This window comes from Streptococcus cristatus, from assembly GCF_963529205.1.
Lineage (GTDB): Bacteria > Bacillota > Bacilli > Lactobacillales > Streptococcaceae > Streptococcus > Streptococcus cristatus_O.
Genome location: NZ_CAURYF010000009.1, coordinates 1 through 18377, shown reverse-complemented (window position 1 = coordinate 18377; position 18377 = coordinate 1). Strand labels below are relative to the sequence as shown.

Genomic DNA, 18377 nt, shown 5'->3' with positions numbered 1-18377 from the left:
TCACTATAAATGAGATTAAATAAATCTCTTTTTAAGCTGTCTAACTGCTAAGGTATAGAAGACAAAAATATAAGCACTATTGACAACTAAGAAAAGGATAAATTCAGATAAGGTAAAAGGGACTAAGGAACGAGCTCGATCACCAACAGCAATCTGAGCATAAGGGAAAATTCTAAAAAGACCTTGTCCAATAAAGAGGGTCATAAGTCCTGCCATAGCCAAAATAGCTGATATAAGAATAGGCACTGCGAAATTTTTTAAGCGAATACTAAGAAAAATTTGAATGGTGACAATAGTAATGGTTGCTAGCCAACCTGTGATAGACCAAAGCAAAAAGTCCAGTAGATAATTTGCAAAAGGTACCTTCAAAACCAAAGCGCTGATAATATATAAGAGAAGAACTATCAGTTGACTAATAGCCATGACTAGTGATAAGCTGGTGATTTTTGATAAAATGATACGATTGGCCTTAACCGGAATACTTAATAAGCGCTGCCAGTTTTTATTACTTTCCTCGAATTGACAACTGATGGAACAGATAATCCCGATCAGAATAGGAGTAAATACCTGCGAGGAATAGAAAACTGTTTGTCCCCAAAGGACGCGAGCTTGTGTACCATCTAGGAGCACCTTTTGATTGAGAGCGTAAATCATTGCTCCCAATAAGGACCCAACAAGGTTAAAGAAGATTAGCGTTATCGGAATAGCACTTTTTTTGATTTTTTTAAATTCAAAAGTAATCATAATAGATCCGCCTTTCCAATGAGTTTTTTACTGGCAAAGATGCTTAAAAAAATGATAAGCAATAATACGACTAATTTAAAGGGATAAGCATTATCGTATTGAAAAAGATAAGTGTTAGTTCCAGCCACCCGTTTAGCGATTCCCATCATAGAGAAATATTGCCAAGGAATGAAAATACGAATAGGAACTGGTAACGCACCGATACCTACAAATGACAGGAAGGAACCAATTAAGCCTGTTACTACTGTCACACTTGGCTTTGGATAGATAAAAGCTAAGCAAAGATGTAAACAAGACAGAAAGAGACAAACCAAAAAAGTTGTGAACAAAAAGAGACTCAATGAAACAGGTGTCACACTGACCTGCATGCCTTGAATAATAAATTTCAGAAAAAGCGTTTGAATCAAACTGACAACAAAGGCAAAAATAGCCATCACAGTCAATTTAGCTTTAAAAAGTTGCCAAGGACTTTCGTTACTGGTTTGCAAGAGTTTAAAAGTTTTGCCTAGATGTTCCAATTCCAGTAGTCTAGACGCTAAAACTGCAATGAAAAGTGGCAAAATAAAATCATTCAAGTAAGTCATGGTATAAATGGCATTATAGGCCTCATGTGTTTTAGGTAATTCATATTTGATAACAACGCTACTCCAAATCAAGCCCACTGCTACAATAGCAATCAAAGATAACAAGAAAGACCGTCTTTTTAGTTTGATAAATTCTAATTGTAAATTCAGCATTACAAGACACTTCCTTCCCGTCCTGTCATATCAAGGAAAACATCTTCCAGCGATCGACGAATCATACGAACTTGATAAATATCAACATTATTTTCAACTAAGAGTCGAATAGCAGTGGCTATATTAACTTTATTGTTATCGTTGATAATCAATTTTGGGTCATCATCTAAATTAAAACCATTGAACATTAGTATTCTTTTAGCAGTTACATCATCACTGGTCTCAAACAGATATTTTTCATCTTCTTCAAGGTCAGATAGGTGGCCTTCAAAAAGTAATTGACCATGATTGATAATGCCAACAGTTGTAGCCATCTGTTCAATTTCTGAAAGAATATGGCTAGAAACGATGATAGTCATATCGTATTTTTGTGGTAAAGACTTGATAAGCTCACGAATTTCTTGAATACCGGCAGGGTCTAAACCATTAGTTGGCTCATCCAAAATCAGTAATTTAGGAAATTTAACAATAGCTAACGCAATTCCTAAACGTTGTTTCATGCCTAGTGAATAGTTTTTAACTAGCTTGTCTTTTTGATCGAAAAGCCTGACAATCTTTAAGACTTCATCAATATTTCTTTTTGGTAATTTAAGCAATTTTTGGATAATTTCAAGATTTTCATAACCGGTCAAATTAGCATAGTAAGAGGGCTCTTCAATGAGGGAACCTACATTTGAGAGGAGTGATATTTGATTGCTATTAAAGGTTTTGCCAAAGAGCTTAATGGAACCATGGCTTGGTTGCAACAATCCTAAAAGCATTTTCATAGCAGTACTCTTACCAGCACCATTTGGTCCTAAAAAACCATAAATTTCATTTTTTCTAATATGAATAGAGAGCTGATTAACGGCTACTTCACCTGAAAAATCCTTACTTAATTGGTTGGTTTCAACGATATAATTGTTCATTTGTTTTCTCCTTTAAAAATCTTAGAGTGATGTTATATCCTTTCGCTATTTTTATTATAATGAAACTCCTTTATTTTAACCTGTTCATTACTTTAATTCTTCCTTAATTTTTACTTTAAAGTCCTTGACTAAGGAAGCAATGTGTTATACTAGTCTTGTTGAGGTAATAGTATGAATTATAAAGAAAAGAAGATTTTAATTTTAGACGATAACCCAGAAATTTTAGAAATGGTGCAAGAATCATTGATCATTGCTGGGTTTAGCAATCTAACAAGTGTACAATCACAAAAAGAAGCTTTGGAGCAATTTGAAGAAAAATCTTTTGATTTAGTTATTTTAGACATTATGCTGCCTGAAGGATCAGGATTTGAAGTTTTAAAAGGTATCCGTAAGACTTCAACGGTTCCTGTTTTGTTTTTGTCGGCAATCTCCGATATAGAAAAACAATATCAGGGCTTTGAGCTAGGGGCAGATGACTATATTATCAAGCCTTTCCGCCCAAGAGATTTGGAGCTGCGTATTCTTTCCATCTTAAAAAGAGCCTATCCCGAAAAGGAAGATACCCTTGTTTTGCCTGCTTGCCAGGTGCATTTTAGCCAAGCCTTGATTACCAAAGGAAAACTAGAGATTCAGCTGACAGCTAAGGAATACAGTATTCTTAAGATCCTATATGATAATAAGAATCGCATTGTCACTTTTGACCAACTCTTAGAAAAGGTCTGGGGATTACAATACCAAGGCTATGATAATACCCTAATGGCTCATATTCGTAAGATTCGACAAAAGATTGAAGCCAATCCTTCTAAACCAGAAAGCTTAATAACGGTTAAAGGTTTGGGTTACAAACTAAAGGTGAATTAAATGGATACCGTTAAATTTTTTACTAAGTTATTAACCAGGTATGTTCTATTAATCTTGGCTTTAATCATAGGACTTGTTTTTGTTTATGGTTTGGTTTTCTCAGCCTATTTTAGTTTCTATGGAAAGGAAAAACCGGAACTACTTTACACTAAAATCGCTCAATCGAGTCAAGAGAATAATTTCAATTTTGATAAAAGCAGCAAAATTGAAATGGATAAACAAAATACTTGGGCTATGGTACTGAATCAAGATGGCAATATTGTCCAATCTTATCATTTACCTAAAGGACTCAAAAAGCATTATACGAATGCTGATATGGTTAAATTTTCACGTTGGTATTTAGAAGATTACCCTGTTTTCTCCTATGTACGTGGTCAGCAAATTTTAGTTTTGGGCTATCCTAAAAAGCATTCCTTAGCAAAATTTAATTTCTATGCTAATACGCAATTTATTAGGAATTTTCTCAGTTTGGGACTTGTTTTCTTGGGTATTATTCTTTTACTTATTTTTATTCTTTTGAGCCGATCAAAGTTGCGTATTAAAAAGGAGATGGAGCCGATTATTACTGCTGTCACTTCTTTATCTCAAGGTCAAAATATCGTTCTTAAAGAAAAGGGAAATTTCTCTGAAATTAAGACGGCTCTCAATGAGACATCTCATATTTTGGAAGAAAGCAACACGATGAAAGAGCAATGGATTAGAGGGGTCAGTCATGATTTACGCAATCCTCTTATGCTCATATCAGGTTATAACAGTCAGTTAGAGCAGCAATATGGCAAAGGAAAGCAGACAGAGGAAATTGAAAATCAGATTCAAACTATGAAAGAAATGATTTCTAATCTCAATATGAGCTACTTATTGGATAACCAAAAGCGTCACTCCGAATTTTCCAATCTTGATTTGGTTACTGTCCTACGAACAGTAATTGCCGATATATTGAATAATTATGAAACAATTACACTTCATTTTGATTTGCCTGCCGAGACAGTGTTGGTAAAAGGAGAGGTAACTTTATTAGCAAGAGCTTTTAGAAATCTCTTACTTAATAGTATTATGCACAGCGGCTCTAACCAGATTGATCTGACTTATCAATTATCTGATAATAAAGTGCTCATCGTCATTGCGGATCAAGGAGATATTACAGCTCAAAAAATTACTGAGCTAAATCAAAAATCAACTAATTATGAATCACATGGTATGGGAACAGTTATCACCAAACAAATTATTAAATTACATCAAGGTGAAATTGTTTTTTTAGACAATCATCCAGGCTTAAAAGTCACCATTTCTTTACCTTTAGTAAAGGAATAATGACCTGCCCCTAAGAACAAGCTTACACTTAGAACACTAACCATTTAGAGCATTGCGACACATTATTTATCTTCTAAATATTTCTAAATGCTATTTTTGGGGCAAAGTATTCTTTCGTCTAATCATCGTAAATTTTTGATAAATAAGTAGCAATACTATTCTATTTATCAAAAATTTTTCTGTTATACGCAAAAAAAGAGTGAACAAATAAAGTTGCACTCTTTTACTGTTAAAATGTTTTGTCAACAACTATATACGAATTACACTAAAAACGCTTTAGATACTGTCAATAATTATGTGTAAACACTCAAGTAGAGTTATGGAGTGCTAATCAAATAAGCTTTCAAGTGTGTCAGAACATTGACCAAACCCTTTATGGATTCGTTGACTTTGCTTGAAATTATAATCTTCAAACAAAGTAACTAAGTAACGGTCCAGGGCTTCTTCGTTAGGAAAAAGAACCTTCTTTTTCGTTTGACGTTTAATTTCTTTGTTGAGAGACTCAATGAGCTTTGTCGAATAAATGCTGTGCCAAATTTGGTAGGGAAACTAGAAAAAAGTTAAAAGATTATCCGTATTCTCCAGACTTTCTATGACTTTCCTATACTTTGGCTTCCATTCAGCGATAAAGTTCTCTAAAGCTTGTACTGCCATTTCTAAATTTTCAGCACGATAAATCGTTTTTAATTACCCTAGAATAACCACTCGATTAGATCGTTTCACCTTACTAGCCCTTTTCATCAACCCACTACAGTTGACAAAGAGCTCCTTTTTGCTTTGTTTTAAAAAGTTTATCAAGACGCAGAGTTAAAGTCAGTTAGCTTTGGCTTTCATCGGGCTTGGTTTTTTCTGCTTCAGCCTTTTTGGCTGACTTGATGAGAATCTTGCCATTGCTGGTCATGATAGCTTTGAGCTCTTTTTCGCTTGGATTTTCCAGATAGAAGTCAGTAATAGCATCTTCGATATGGTCTTGAATGGTGCGGCGCAATGGACGAGCACCCATTTTCGGATCGTAGCCAAGATCAACCAATTTTTCTTTGACTTTCTCTGTAACATCCAGATGAATGTCGTTGGTTGCTAAGCGCTGGTTGACATCGTCCAGCATGAGGTTGACGATCTGCAGCAGATTGTCCTTGCTGAGTGGCTTGAATTCGATAATGCCGTCGAAGCGGTTCATAAACTCAGGACTGAAGAAGTTACCCAGCTCACCCAAGACGGAATTGGTACGGCCTTCACGAGCTGCCCCAAAGCCAACGCTGGCTTCAGCTTTGCCCGTTCCGGCATTGGATGTCATGATGATAATGGTGTCCTTGAAGCTGACAGTCCGGCCTTGGCCATCGGTCAGGCGGCCATCATCCAGAACCTGTAGGAACATGTGCATAACGTCAGGGTGGGCCTTTTCTACCTCATCCAGCAGAATGAGCGAGTATGGATTACGACGGACGCGCTCAGTCAACTGGCCAGCTTCCTCATAGCCGACGTAGCCTGGAGGGGCACCGACCAGCTTGGCCACGCTGTGTTTTTCCATGTATTCACTCATATCAAAGCGAATCATGCTGTCAGCCGAGCCAAAGAGCTCAATGGCCAGTTGCTTAGAAAGCTCAGTCTTACCGACACCAGTTGGTCCGACAAAGAGGAAACTTCCGATTGGGCGATTAGGACTTCCTAGTCCGACCCGATTCCGGCGGATGGCCTTGGCAATCTTATCCACTGCATCGTCTTGACCGATGACATGGGCCTTTAGGTCGCTGGCGAGATTGACTAGTTGAGACTGTTCTTTTTCCTTCAGGTCGCCAACTGGGATATTGGTCTTTTGCTCCACGATATGCTCAATGGTCTTCTCGCTGATAATTGGAATATCGTTATCCAGCACGCTCGTCTTTTGGAGTTCCTTGTATTTGGCAATCTGATCACGGAAGTAAGCCGCTTTTTCAAAGTCTTCGTCGCGAGTAGCCTGAGCCTTGAGATTTTCTGCCTCAATCAGCCGCTGGTCAATAACTTTAGGATCAACAAAGTTGAGGGTCAGATTCATCTTAGAGCCAGCCTCGTCCAAGAGGTCGATAGCCTTGTCTGGCAGGAAGCGGTCTTGGATGTAGCGGTTGGAGAGAAGGGCAGCTGCTTCAATGGCCGCGTCTGTGTACTTGACATGATGGTAGTCTTCGTATTTTTTCTGAATCCCTTTGAGGATGGTAATGGTTTCTTCTACTGTTGGCTCATCTACCTTAACGGGCTGCATGCGGCGCTCGAGGGCTGCATCCTTCTCGATGATACGGTATTCATTGAGGGTAGTCGCTCCAACCATTTGGAGTTCTCCGCGAGCCAGAGCTGGTTTAAGGATATTTCCGGCGTCCATATTGCCATCGCCAGCAGAACCCGCTCCGACAATTTCATGGATTTCATCAATGAAGAGAATGACATCTTGACGAGAGCGAATCTCGTCCATGAGCTTCTGCATCCGCTCTTCAAATTGACCTCGGATACCAGTCCCTTGTACTAGGCTGACAACGTCCAGGCGGATAACTTCCTTGCCTTGGAGTTTATGAGGTACATCCCCATCCACAATCTTCTGGGCTAGGCCTTCGACCACAGCCGTTTTTCCGACACCGGGCTCTCCAATAAGGACAGGATTGTTTTTGGTGCGGCGGTTGAGGATTTCAATGACACGAGTAATCTCTTCGTCCCGACCGATGACAGGGTCAATTTCTCCTTTACGGGCGATCTCAGTCACATTGATACCAAACTCTTCTAGGAGACCTTTTGGCTTTTGCGGAGCCTGTTGGCGTGCTCCGCCTCCATGATTGGAATTGCCACCATAGCCACCGCCACCGTAGCCTCCTCCAGATTGAGTTGGCGGGATATTTGGTTCTTGGGGTTGTTGGAAATTACCAAGACTGTTAAAGAAATCGTCAATAGGATCAATTCCTTGGTTGTTAGCCTGAGTCAGTCCTCGAAAAAGGCTATTGTTAGGGTCTGTCTTCATGATTTGGTAGCAGTTTTGACAAAGGTCAATCTGCTGCTTGTTTCCGTTTACATTTGTATAGAGATGGATGGTTGATTCATTGATTTTACAATTTTGACAAAGCATATTCTACCTCTTTCTTTGGCCGTAGATCCACCTATTTTTAAATGGTCAAAAATAGTCAAAGTATTATAGTTTCATTATATCAGTATTCTTGCACAATGCAAGAATTTACTACAAAATCCTCCCTGAGACTGATTTTTTGAGAAATTATAGTGCGAAAAGAGAAAAAAATGGTCTTTTACTGGTATTTCAGTTTCTTTTTATGGTAAAATAGGAGAGAAGCAAGTAAATAGGAGAAATAAAATGGAATCACATTTAGTTAGAATCATCAATCGTTTGGAAGCTATGGCCAAAGATGGTGGAAATTTAAAACGTAATTTTGAACGTGAAGGAGTGGTTGTTGCCGAAGTAGCGTACAGCTACGACGAAGAAAATGGACCAATTTTTACTCTGCGTGATGTGGCAGCGCGTGAGACTTATACTTTCGATAGTATTGACTTGATTGCCATGGAAATTTATGAATTATTATACTAAAAAGCAGGCTTCTGCTTTTTTATTTTGCTCGTCAAGATCAGTCTTTAATCCTATAACTTTATATAAGAAAAATGTATAAGTAGGACAAGAGGATTTCTGATATAATGAATAAATATAGTGAAAAAGAAATGAGAAAAGAATGGCAAACATTATTGACGGAAAAGCTTTAGCAGAAAAGCTTCAAGCGAAACTTGCAGAAAAAACAGCAAAATTAAAAGCAGAGACAGGTCAGGAACCTGGTTTAGTGGTGATTTTGGTGGGCGACAATCCAGCCAGTCAGGTTTATGTGAGAAATAAAGAGCGGTCTGCACTAGCTGCAGGCTTCCGCAGTGAAGTTGTGCGTCTGTCTGAGTCAACAAGTCAGGAAGAATTACTGACCTTGATTGCTAAATATAATCAGGATCCAGCTTGGCACGGAATCCTAGTCCAGCTTCCTTTGCCAGCCCATATTGATGATGAAGCGGTTTTATTAGCCATTGATCCAGACAAGGATGTAGATGGCTTTCATCCAACCAATATGGGGCGACTTTGGTCAGGACATCCCTTGATGATTCCTTCTACACCAGCAGGAATCATGGAAATGTTCCGCGAATATAAGGTGGACTTGGAAGGCAAGAATGCGGTGGTGATTGGTCGTAGTAATATTGTCGGTAAACCTATGGCTCAGCTTCTGTTGTCTAAAAATGCGACCGTTACTTTGACGCACTCAAGGACCCATCATTTAGCGAAAATTGCAAAGAAAGCTGATATTTTGGTGGTGGCTATCGGACGAGGACACTTTGTAACCAAGGACTTTGTCAAGGAGGGAGCTGTCGTGATTGATGTCGGTATGAATCGGGACGAAAATGGCAAGCTGATTGGTGATGTTAAATTTGACGAAGTGGCAGAAGTGGCTAGTCTCATTACGCCGGTTCCAAAAGGGGTCGGGCCGATGACCATTACCATGCTAATGGAACAGACTTATCAGGCCTTTTTTAGAAGTTTAGAGAAATAATAGAAAAATAGCATTTGGCTGATCTATTTCTTCTTTCAATTGTTTTTGGTCATCTTGTCGCTAGTGGTATTAGACAAGAAACTATAGAGATAGGCTAAAGCGAGGTTGGGTCAAATATTCCCCCTCGTTTTCTCATAGGCGAATCTAACTTTTTTATAGGTAGCCTGCCTGATTTTTCTAAATTTTGAAAACATAAGAGAAAACTGTGAAAGCGTTTGAAATTAGTTGGAAAATACAGTATAATAAGATTAGAAAAAGAAATTAGAGGAGGCTTCTCATGGCAGTAAAAGATTTTATGACACGCAAGGTTGTATACATTAGCCCAGACACAACGATTGCACATGCGGCAGATATTATGCGCGACCAAAAATTGCACCGCTTGCCTGTGATTGAAAATGATAAGCTGGTGGGTCTTGTGACAGAGGGAACAATCGCAGAAGCAAGTCCATCAAAGGCAACGAGCCTATCTATTTATGAAATGAACTATCTTCTGAATAAAACCAAGGTAAAAGATGTGATGATTCAGGATGTCGTTACTATTTCCCAGTATGCTAGTCTGGAAGATGCGACTTATTTGATGTTGAAAAATAAAATTGGAATCTTACCAGTTGTTGACAATGAGCAGGTCTATGGAATCATTACGGATCGTGACATTTTCAAAGCTTTTCTAGAAGTGTCTGGTTATGGCGAAAAGGGCGTTCGAATGCGCTTTGTCACAGAAGACGAGGTTGGTGTCCTATCGCATATTATCGCCTTACTTGTCGAAGAAAACCTCAATATTTCAAACACAGTTAATATTCCTCGTAAGGACGGTAAAGTTGTCATTGAGGTACAAATTGACGGAGACATTGACTTGGTTTCCTTGAAGTCCAAGTTTGAAGCACACAATATAAAAGTAGAAGATATTACCCGCACTAGCGCAAAAGTTTTATAAAGTAAGAGCCTCAGTTGAGGCTTTTATTTTCTTGCCAATTGGCTTCCTAAGATGGTATAATCAAGGAACTGCAATCAATGATAGAGGAGAAAAGATGAGTATTTTAGAAGTAAAAAATCTCAGCCACGGTTTTGGTGACCGGGCTATTTTTGAGGATGTATCCTTCCGCCTGCTCAAGGGGGAGCATATTGGTCTAGTCGGTGCCAATGGTGAGGGAAAGTCAACCTTTATGAGCATTGTGACGGGTAAAATGCTGCCGGATGAAGGCAAGGTCGAGTGGTCCAAGTATGTGACGGCTGGCTATCTGGACCAGCATGCTGTATTGGAGCAGGGCCAAACTGTCCGCGATGTGCTGCGGACAGCCTTTGACGAGCTGTTCAAGACTGAGGCCCGTATCAATGAAATCTACATGAGCATGGCTGAGGATGGAGCGGATGTGGATGCCCTGATGGAAGAAGTAGGCGAACTGCAGGACCGCTTGGAGAGCCGGGATTTCTATACTCTAGATGCCAAGATTGACGAAGTTGCACGAGCACTAGGTGTCATGGACTACGGTATGGAAAGCGATGTGACAGAGCTATCTGGTGGGCAGCGGACTAAGGTTCTCTTGGCTAAGCTGCTTCTGGAAAAGCCAGATATCCTGCTTTTGGACGAGCCAACCAACTATCTAGATGCGGAGCATATTGACTGGCTCAAGCGTTACCTCCAAAACTATGAAAACGCCTTTGTCCTGATCTCCCATGATATTCCTTTCTTGAATGACGTCATCAATATCGTCTACCATGTGGAAAATCAGCAGTTAACCCGCTATTCTGGGGATTATTACCAGTTCTTAGAGGTCTATGAGATGAAAAAATCTCAGTTGGAAGCAGCCTACGAGCGCCAGCAGAAGGAAATTGCGGACCTTAAGGACTTTGTAGCTCGTAATAAAGCTCGTGTAGCGACCCGTAATATGGCCATGTCTCGCCAGAAAAAATTAGATAAGATGGACATTATTGAGCTGCAGAGTGAGAAGCCTAAGCCTTCCTTCGACTTCAAGACTGCCCGTACACCTGGTCGCTTTATCTTCCAAGTTAAGGACTTGCAGATTGGGTATGACCGTCCACTGACCCAGCCTCTTAATCTGACCTTTGAGCGTAATCAGAAGGTGGCCATCATCGGAGCAAATGGGATTGGGAAAACAACCCTACTCAAGAGTTTGCTGGGGATTATCCCGCCTATCGCAGGTCAGGTCGAACGTGGGGACTATCTAGAGCTGGGTTATTTCGAGCAGGAAGTCGAGGGCGGCAATCGTCAGACACCGCTCGAAGCCGTTTGGAATGCTTTTCCTGCTCTAAATCAAGCAGAAGTCCGAGCAGCTCTGGCCAGATGTGGTCTGACTTCCAAGCACATCGAGAGCCAGATCCAAGTTCTGTCAGGTGGCGAGCAGGCTAAGGTCCGCCTTTGTCTTCTCATGAACCGAGAAAATAATGTTCTGGTGCTGGACGAGCCGACCAACCACCTGGATGTAGATGCCAAGGAAGAGCTCAAACGCGCTCTGAAAGAATACAAGGGCAGCATTCTCATGGTCTGCCACGAGCCTGATTTCTATGAAGGCTGGATGGATCAGATCTGGGATTTCAATCAACTAACTTAAAAAGCTATTAAGGCGGTTTTGCTTGCAGAGACGAGGGTATCTTCTCAGTCACTTGCAAGCAGCCGCTTTTAATAGCTTTAGTTTTTAATATCACATGGTTGCAAATGCAACTGTTTTGTGTTATACTTCTTCTTGTCGGGAGTTTTGAATTTTCTGTAGGATATGATCCAACTGAAAGAGTTCAGATGAAGTCAGTTGATGCAGACTAGTCTGAATATATCTGTCCTCGTAGCTAATCAGCTTATCATATACTTTTAGTGCAGGAGTCAGTGGATAGAGCTCCTTGAATTTCTTATTCTCTTGCTTAGTTTTCTTGACAATCAAGCCCCTTTCCTCCAACTTTCGAAGAGACCTGCTCAGGGTAGTCTTGTCAATCTGAACCAGCTCTGCTAGCTGAGATTGATGGATGGCGGGGTGTTCGACAATGCGAGTAAGAATGAGAAAGAGATTATTATCAAGCCCGTATTGGCCAGCTTCTTGATTCATTTTCATCATAGCTTGACGGGAGATGAAACCCATTTGACGAAATAACTGACGGTAATCCATAAGAACTCCTTTGATAGTTGCATTTACAATGATTATATAATAAAGCAAGGACGAAAACAAGCATGTGGCATAAAAAATATTTGCAAGAATTGGATACACTAGAGTTTTACAAGATTCTAAAACTGCGGATCGATACCTTTGTCGTCGAGCAAGAGCGAATCTATCATGAATTGGATGAAAAAGACTTAAAAGCTGTTCACATTTTTCATGTTAATAAACAAGAGGAAGTAGATGCCTATGCCCGCGTGTTTGAGAAAGCTGAAAAAGTCGTTTTTGGTCGTCTTGTGACAGCCCCGTCAGCCAGAGGAAAGGGTTTGGGGAATAGATTAGTAGAGGAAATCTTGATTCTTTGTGAGAAAAAATGGCCGGGAAAAATGATTGAAATTGAAGCTCAGGAGCAAGTCGTGGGACTTTATGAAAAATTCGGTTTTGTGACTCAAGGAGAGCCTTTTATCTTTGAATCGACGCCTCATATCAAAATGATTTACAAAAAATAAGAAAATCCAGTTGAAGAACCGCTCATAATGATGGTGTCTCAACTGGATTTTGCTTTCTTAAAACATGGAATATTCGTCTGCTAACATGACTGTTTCTCTGCCGTTATTATCCACAACGTAGATCATGCGAGGGTAGAATGGGTCAAATTTATAGGTGAAATCAAAGGAGATGAGTGTATCGAGATGGTCCTCAGAAAAACGAAAAGTCAGCTTTCCTTCGTTATTGATCAACTCGAAGCGAATCAGATTATTCAAAGGGAAGACATCTTTAAGGAAGTTGTCGATGATGTACCAGAAAGTGTCAATCACATCATCTGGAAGGCTAGTGATAGCGCCAAAGCTGGCATAGCGACCACGAGTATTGGTAAAAGCCATGAGACTCACTCCTTTCTAGAAATTTGCTGTGGAGGACCAGAAATTGATCCTCTAGTGCTTTACTAGCAGCATTGATGGTTCTATCATACAAGAAATAAGTAGGAATTGCAAGAAATTGCTTCCTTGCTGGACAAAGGATTTTTGGAAAAGAAAGCAAGAAAAAAGAGCTTGCGCTCTTTGACAACTTTATCGATTCTTTAGTTCAACATAACGTTTGTACCAAATTTTCACATAAGCATCGGAGAAGGGACCGCGTTCGTTGTTGATCCAGTCAACCAGAATCTTGACGTTTTCCTTGAGAATGAAATCCAAATCATCCGAATAGTTCATTTGCCTTTTATGGCGCTCATACTCTTCTACATCAAGCAGCCGTTTTTCTCCGTCTGTGAATACCTTAACATCTAAATCATAGTCGATATACTTAAGGGCTTCATTGTCCAGATAATAGGGGCTGGCAAGGTTGCAGTAGTATGAAGTGCCATTATCACGAATCATGGCAATGATATTAAACCAATATTTCTTATGAAAATAGACAATGGCAGGCTCTCGTGTTACCCAGCGCCGGCCATCACTTTCTGTTACCAGTGTGTGGTCATTAACGCCAATAATGGCATTTTCTGTTGTCTTTAGTACCATGGTATCTCGCCAAGTACGGTGAAGATTCCCATCATGCTTATAACTTTGAATTGTAATAAAGTCGCCTTCTTTGGGAAGTTTCATAACCTACCAACTTTCTACAATTTTTAAGTTTATCCTCTTTATTGTAACATATTTTCATAAAAATGCCTAAGTTTTCATAGAAAATCTTAAAGATATTCTCTCAGAGCGCTGGCAATGTCCGAAAAATCATAGCCTTTGCGGGCCAGAGCTTGAGTCAGACGCTGTTTTAAGTCGTAGCCCTCGTACTTTTTTGAGTACTTGCGGTATTGCTTGTCTAGCTCTTTATAGAGTAGTTCTTGTTGGTTTTCCTGGTCTTCTTCGATTTCCAAATGCTGATAGGCGGTTTTGGCTTGTCCATAAGAAAATCCTTTGTTTATCAGAGCTTGGAGGATTTTATCTTGCAAGGCCTTGCTGGGCAGTTTTCCTTGGTATTTCTTTAAAAGTTTCTCAGCAACTCGCTCGGCTGGCTCAGTGAAATCAAACCGGTTCAATTCTTCTTCTATGATAGTGGCAGAAATCCCTTTTTGACTGAGTTTTTGTTTTAGAACAAAAGCGCCTTTGTCACCAGTGAGAAGGTTGGATTGGATAAAAGAATTGGCATATTTTCTATCATTAATCCAATTATCCTTTTTTAGATTGTCCAAGACCTGACTGATGATTTCTGGTTGGATGTCGTGCTGGGTTAGGTAGTCCTTGATTTCCTTGGCAGTCCTTTGCTTGAAGGAGAGATGGTAGAGAGCTAGATTTTTTCCATAGGAAAATTGGGCGTAAGTTTGAATTTCTTTTAGTTCCTGCTCCGTGATTTCCATTCCTTTAGACAGCATGAAGCGGACGATAGTGTCTTCTGTAATATAAAGCTTTTCGCTGTCGTCCAACTCCAAGAGGTAGAGTCTTTTTTTCTTTTCGATTTTTGTGATTTTCATAAGAGATTTTGGTAAAATCCTTTCTTTTAGCCAAATGCTTCAAAGGCAGCAATCAAGGGCAGTTTGTCTGTATCAACATCCTTCCGGCCATAGTAGTCAAGAAAGAGCTCTGCGTATTTGGGGTCAGATAAATTATAAGTAAGAGACCAGATGGCCCAGTAAAGGTCAATGTGGCGATCACTGAGGCTAGCGAGACCAACGTCAATAAAGCAGGAGAAGGTGGAAGCGTCTTTCAGAATGAAATTAGGCAAGCAGGCATCTCCGTGAATCAAGGAGTCTGACGTCAGTAGGTGTCCCTGTTCTTGGATAAGCTGGTATGCTTCCTCACGACTTTGGATATGAAATTGAGGCAGCAAGGCTTTTTGATAAAAGCAACCTTTCTGATAATTTTCCTCTGCCTGCTCTTTATAGTGTTGGAGGCGATGCTGGATTGGAAAATGCTGGGGTTGGATGCTATGAAGTTTTCTGAGCGCGGCAGCCATCGTTTGGCAAAGTTCTTCTGGCTGTTGGAGAAAGGCTAGGGCGTCCTTGCCCTCGGCTTCTCTAGTCAGCAGGAAGTCATGGTCTGCTGACAGGTAGTGAATGACAGGTACACCGAGTTTTTGCTTCTCAAACCATTTGGCAAGTGTGGCTTCTTGGGATAACTTGCCTTTTTGGTCGATTTTCAAATAATAGCCCGTATCGGCATAGAAAACACGGGCGCTTGAATGTGAGGAGCTGTCGTAAAAGTTGGCTCCCTCTAGATAAGTTCGGATTTGCTCAGGGAAATATGCGAGTGGAAGAGATATTTTTTCTGCTTTCATACTTTTATTGTAACATATTCTCAACGAATCGACTCTAGCGTGGTATAATAGAGGCATGAATGTAAAAGTGAAGCAAAGAATCCCCCTAAAAATCAAGAAAATGGGAATCAATGGGGAAGGAATTGGGTTTTATAAGAAAACACTGGTCTTTGTGCCGGGGGCTTTGAAAGGCGAGGAAGTCTACTGTCAGGTGACCAAGGTGCAGCGGAATTTCATCGAAGCCAAGCTCTTGACCATCAACAAGCGGTCGAAATTTCGGGTGGAAGCGCCTTGTGAGATTTATGATAGCTGTGGGGGCTGTCAAATCATGCACCTCCACTATGACAAGCAGTTGGAGTTTAAAGAAGATTTGCTGCGTCAGGCTTTGAAAAAATTTGCGCCAGATGGTTATGAAAACTATGAGATTCGTCCAACCATTGGTATGCAGGAGCCGCTCTATTATCGGGCCAAGTTGCAGTTTCAGACTCGCAAGTTTAAGGATGAGGTCAAGGCGGGACTCTATGCCCAGAATTCCCACTATCTGGTCTCGCTGAAAAACTGTCTGGTTCAGGACAAGGTAACGCAACAGATCATAAATAAGGTGGCTCGGCTTTTAGGTAAGTATAGGCTACCCATCTATGATGAGAGGAAGACTGCTGGAGTACGTACCGTCATGATTCGTAGATCCAGAAAGACGGGTCAGGTGCAGATGATTTTTGTGACAGGGCGCAAGCTAGACTTTTCTCCAGTCGTTCAAGACCTAGTGGCTGAATTTCCAGAGCTAGAGACAGTGGCGGTCAATTATCATACCAGCAAGTCCAGCGAGATTTATGGGGATAAGACAGAGATTATCTGGGGCGAGGAAGCCATCCAAGAAGGAGTGCTGGACTATGAGTTCTCCCTGTCCCCTCGGGCTTTTTATCAGCTCAATCCTGAGCAGACAGAGGTGCTTTATGGGGAGGCAGTCAAGGCTTTGGATGTGACGAAAGAAGACCATTTGATTGACGCCTATTGCGGAGTGGGGACCATCGGCTTTGCCTTTGCTAAAAGGGTCAAGTCTCTGCGAGGCATGGACATCATCCCTGAGGCCATTGAAGACGCTAAGCGCAATGCGAAACGGATGGGTTTTGACAATACGCTCTACGAGGCTGGAACGGCAGAGGAGATTATTCCTCGCTGGTACGCTGAAGGTTATCGGGCGGATGCCTTGATTGTCGATCCGCCGCGAACAGGTCTGGATGATAAGCTGCTGGAGACGATTGTCCGCTATGCACCTGAGAAGATGGTCTACGTTTCCTGCAATGTCTCAACCTTGGCGCGCGATTTGGTCAAGCTATGTCAGGTATACGATGTCCACTACATCCAGTCGGTTGATATGTTTCCCCATACCGCTCGGACGGAGGCAGTGGTGAAATTGGTCAAAAAAGTATATTGATGTGAACGTCTGTTTTGATGTCGACTGCGTAGACAAAAAATAGATACGTCAGTAATAAATTAACTCAACGAGAACATTTTAAATTGAAGTAATTCTTCATCTGATGGACTGATCCTCGAATCCATTGTGTGTAGAATGAATTTTACCATGGTTTTTTTAAAGGAATTTAAGGTGTAATTTGAGGAGTCAGAAAGTAGACATTTTATATTATTGATATTTTGTAATATGTATTGTTTACGAATATATTGAACTAAATTGACGAATGATTCTGTATTGGAGTAGTCTTTATCATGTAAAATAAGAAATTCATCTAGGGTAACGTGCAACTTGTCTAAAATATTGATAAGCCTAATACAAGATATTTCTGATTCTCCACGTTCGAATCGAGATATTTGAGATTTAGAAAGATGCTCGTCAGCAACGGAAGATAAACTGATCTGTTTTCCTTTACGAACTTTTCTGAGTGTGATGCCAAGTTTTGATTTCATAATTTTCCCATTTTCCCAACAAAAAAAGTAATTGATTTTTATTTATTGTACAATAAATAAAAACTGAAAGGAAGTCTAAATATGAAAATGGCTATTGGTGGAGAGTACTACAGCTTATATACAAAAAGGAAATGAGGTGTAAAGAAAATGAAGAAAGAAAATGAAGATGTGATTTCAACAGCAGCCTCACTAGGGATGATGATTGGAATAGTGTTTGCAATTTTTTTAGATTCTCCAGTTGAATATGGTATTTCTTTAGGATTGTTGAATGGAATATTATTGGGTTCGCTGATTTCTTACAAAAAACGATAAGAATTAAGCATAATTTCTTGCTGTAAGCTAAGGAGTAGGGATGGCTATAGTTGAAATTATTAATGTAACAAAAAGCTTTAAAGATACTGACGTTATTCATAACACTTATTTTATTTTAAAAAGGGAAAAGTATATGGTTTTGTTGGACCAAATGGAGCTGGAAAAACTACAATTATCAAAATGATTCTAGGGATTTTAAAACCATATTCTGGGGAAATAACTATTTTTAATCAAACCGTATAACAGAATTCCGTAAATATATTATCTAGGATAGGATTAGTTTTGGAACCTTTATTTTATGGTCATCTTGATGCTTATAAAAATTTGAAGTTAATAGCAAATATAAGGGCTTAGTTTAGATATTGAAAAACTTAATGAATATCTATCAATGGTAGGATTAAAAGATGTTATTCTCAAGGGAAAGACAACACGAACCTAAGCAGTCGTGAAATTGGTCAAAAAAGACAAGTAGAAGAGCGATTTGTTGAAGCATATTTGAGGCAGCGACAAAAACAAGTCTAAATGAACAGCAAAAGAGGCTGGGACAAAAGTCCTAGCCTCTCAATTGTCTTTGGATTGTTTAGCAAGACGCAGTGGTTGAGTGGACTCTACTACGCTGATTTTATCAGCTTTTACAGCCCTACTCAACTGTGCGGAGGTGGGACGACGAAATCGAAT

General features: G+C 40.1%; 19 protein-coding genes and 3 pseudogenes. 11 read left to right on the top strand and 11 right to left on the bottom strand.

Going from position 1 to position 18377, the window contains the following annotated elements; genetic code table 11:
- Positions 1-15 precede the first annotated feature (15 nt).
- Genes RWS39_RS03275 through RWS39_RS03265 form a run of 3 tightly spaced genes read right to left on the bottom strand, consistent with a single transcriptional unit; the run spans position 16 to position 2389 of the window.
- Positions 16-744 (bottom strand): ABC transporter permease, encoded by a 729-nt coding sequence (locus RWS39_RS03275; RefSeq protein WP_045498955.1) that lies wholly within the window; start codon positions 742-744, stop codon positions 16-18.
- Positions 741-1481 (bottom strand): ABC transporter permease, encoded by a 741-nt coding sequence (locus RWS39_RS03270; protein ID WP_045498958.1) that lies wholly within the window; start codon positions 1479-1481, stop codon positions 741-743. Before RWS39_RS03270 ends, RWS39_RS03275 begins: the two co-directional genes overlap by 4 nt.
- Positions 1481-2389: an ABC transporter ATP-binding protein gene (locus RWS39_RS03265; RefSeq protein ID WP_008809655.1), complete on the bottom strand. Its 909-nt coding sequence runs from the start codon at positions 2387-2389 to the stop codon at positions 1481-1483. Before RWS39_RS03265 ends, RWS39_RS03270 begins: the two co-directional genes overlap by 1 nt.
- Positions 2390-2560: 171 nt before the next feature.
- On the opposite strand from RWS39_RS03265, the gene RWS39_RS03260 reads away from it, so the two are divergent.
- Both RWS39_RS03260 and RWS39_RS03255 read left to right on the top strand, forming a co-directional pair.
- The gene (locus RWS39_RS03260) at positions 2561-3250 is read left to right on the top strand and encodes a response regulator transcription factor (protein ID WP_045498965.1); all 690 of its coding nucleotides are present in this window, start codon (positions 2561-2563) and stop codon (positions 3248-3250) included.
- Positions 3251-4561, top strand: a complete 1311-nt coding sequence (locus RWS39_RS03255; protein ID WP_045498968.1) for a sensor histidine kinase — start codon at positions 3251-3253, stop codon at positions 4559-4561.
- Positions 4562-4888: 327 nt separating this feature from the next.
- On the opposite strand, the pseudogene RWS39_RS03250 reads toward RWS39_RS03255, so the two are convergent.
- A pseudogene (locus tag RWS39_RS03250) lies at positions 4889-5293 on the bottom strand (transposase); the annotation flags it as partial.
- A gap of 85 nt (positions 5294-5378) precedes the next feature.
- Entirely contained in the window at positions 5379-7646 is a 2268-nt protein-coding gene (locus tag RWS39_RS03245) for an ATP-dependent Clp protease ATP-binding subunit (protein ID WP_125371831.1), read from the bottom strand.
- A 240-nt stretch (positions 7647-7886) separates the two neighbouring features.
- Here RWS39_RS03245 and RWS39_RS03240 point away from each other — a divergent pair, with 240 nt between their 5' ends.
- The 4 genes from RWS39_RS03240 to RWS39_RS03225 all read left to right on the top strand — a co-directional run bounded on the left by RWS39_RS03240 (position 7887) and on the right by RWS39_RS03225 (position 11681).
- Positions 7887-8117, top strand: a complete 231-nt coding sequence (locus RWS39_RS03240) for a DUF1797 family protein (protein WP_005592360.1) — start codon at positions 7887-7889, stop codon at positions 8115-8117.
- Positions 8118-8256: 139 nt separating this feature from the next.
- Positions 8257-9111, top strand: coding sequence for a bifunctional methylenetetrahydrofolate dehydrogenase/methenyltetrahydrofolate cyclohydrolase (locus tag RWS39_RS03235; protein WP_314480417.1), 855 nt, complete (start codon positions 8257-8259; stop codon positions 9109-9111).
- A 277-nt stretch (positions 9112-9388) separates the two neighbouring features.
- Positions 9389-10045: a CBS domain-containing protein gene (locus RWS39_RS03230; RefSeq protein WP_148878025.1), complete on the top strand. Its 657-nt coding sequence runs from the start codon at positions 9389-9391 to the stop codon at positions 10043-10045.
- A gap of 94 nt (positions 10046-10139) precedes the next feature.
- Positions 10140-11681, top strand: a complete 1542-nt coding sequence (locus RWS39_RS03225) for an ABC-F family ATP-binding cassette domain-containing protein (protein ID WP_288932921.1) — start codon at positions 10140-10142, stop codon at positions 11679-11681.
- 120 nt (positions 11682-11801) lie between these two features.
- On the opposite strand, the gene RWS39_RS03220 is transcribed toward RWS39_RS03225, so the two are convergent.
- Positions 11802-12227: a MarR family winged helix-turn-helix transcriptional regulator gene (locus RWS39_RS03220; RefSeq protein WP_314480410.1), complete on the bottom strand. Its 426-nt coding sequence runs from the start codon at positions 12225-12227 to the stop codon at positions 11802-11804.
- Between the two features lie 62 nt (positions 12228-12289).
- Here RWS39_RS03220 and RWS39_RS03215 point away from each other — a divergent pair, with 62 nt between their 5' ends.
- Positions 12290-12724, top strand: coding sequence for a GNAT family N-acetyltransferase (locus tag RWS39_RS03215; RefSeq protein WP_288932925.1), 435 nt, complete (start codon positions 12290-12292; stop codon positions 12722-12724).
- Between the two features lie 57 nt (positions 12725-12781).
- Here the strand turns inward: RWS39_RS03215 and RWS39_RS03210 are convergent, their stop codons facing one another.
- The 4 genes from RWS39_RS03210 to RWS39_RS03195 form a co-directional block, all read right to left on the bottom strand.
- Positions 12782-13099, bottom strand: a complete 318-nt coding sequence (locus tag RWS39_RS03210; protein ID WP_045498988.1) for a DUF960 domain-containing protein — start codon at positions 13097-13099, stop codon at positions 12782-12784.
- A gap of 186 nt (positions 13100-13285) precedes the next feature.
- Positions 13286-13819, bottom strand: coding sequence for a nucleoside tri-diphosphate phosphatase (gene ntdP / locus RWS39_RS03205; RefSeq protein WP_005590859.1), 534 nt, complete (start codon positions 13817-13819; stop codon positions 13286-13288).
- 86 nt (positions 13820-13905) lie between these two features.
- Positions 13906-14682, bottom strand: a complete 777-nt coding sequence (gene recX, locus RWS39_RS03200; protein ID WP_288932929.1) for a recombination regulator RecX — start codon at positions 14680-14682, stop codon at positions 13906-13908.
- Between the two features lie 26 nt (positions 14683-14708).
- The gene (locus tag RWS39_RS03195) at positions 14709-15485 is read right to left on the bottom strand and encodes an aminoglycoside 3'-phosphotransferase (protein ID WP_314480400.1); all 777 of its coding nucleotides are present in this window, start codon (positions 15483-15485) and stop codon (positions 14709-14711) included.
- 55 nt (positions 15486-15540) lie between these two features.
- Between RWS39_RS03195 and rlmD the strand changes: the two genes are divergently transcribed.
- Positions 15541-16899, top strand: a complete 1359-nt coding sequence (gene rlmD / locus RWS39_RS03190) for a 23S rRNA (uracil(1939)-C(5))-methyltransferase RlmD (protein ID WP_314480398.1) — start codon at positions 15541-15543, stop codon at positions 16897-16899.
- Between the two features lie 83 nt (positions 16900-16982).
- Here the strand turns inward: rlmD and RWS39_RS03185 are convergent.
- Positions 16983-17387, bottom strand: a pseudogene (locus RWS39_RS03185) (helix-turn-helix domain-containing protein); the annotation flags it as partial.
- 147 nt (positions 17388-17534) lie between these two features.
- Between RWS39_RS03185 and RWS39_RS03180 the strand changes: the two are divergent.
- From RWS39_RS03180 to RWS39_RS03170, 3 genes and pseudogenes are all read left to right on the top strand, one after another.
- Positions 17535-17699 (top strand): hypothetical protein, encoded by a 165-nt coding sequence (locus RWS39_RS03180; protein WP_125373571.1) that lies wholly within the window; start codon positions 17535-17537, stop codon positions 17697-17699.
- Between the two features lie 40 nt (positions 17700-17739).
- Positions 17740-17883 carry a hypothetical protein gene (locus RWS39_RS03175; protein ID WP_314480394.1) on the top strand — a complete coding sequence of 48 codons (144 nt, stop codon included), beginning with the start codon at positions 17740-17742 and terminating at the stop codon, positions 17881-17883.
- Positions 17868-17942 (top strand): annotated as a pseudogene (locus tag RWS39_RS03170) (hypothetical protein); the annotation flags it as partial. The gene RWS39_RS03175 and the pseudogene RWS39_RS03170, both read left to right, overlap by 16 nt.
- Between the last annotated feature and the right edge of the window lie 435 nt (positions 17943-18377).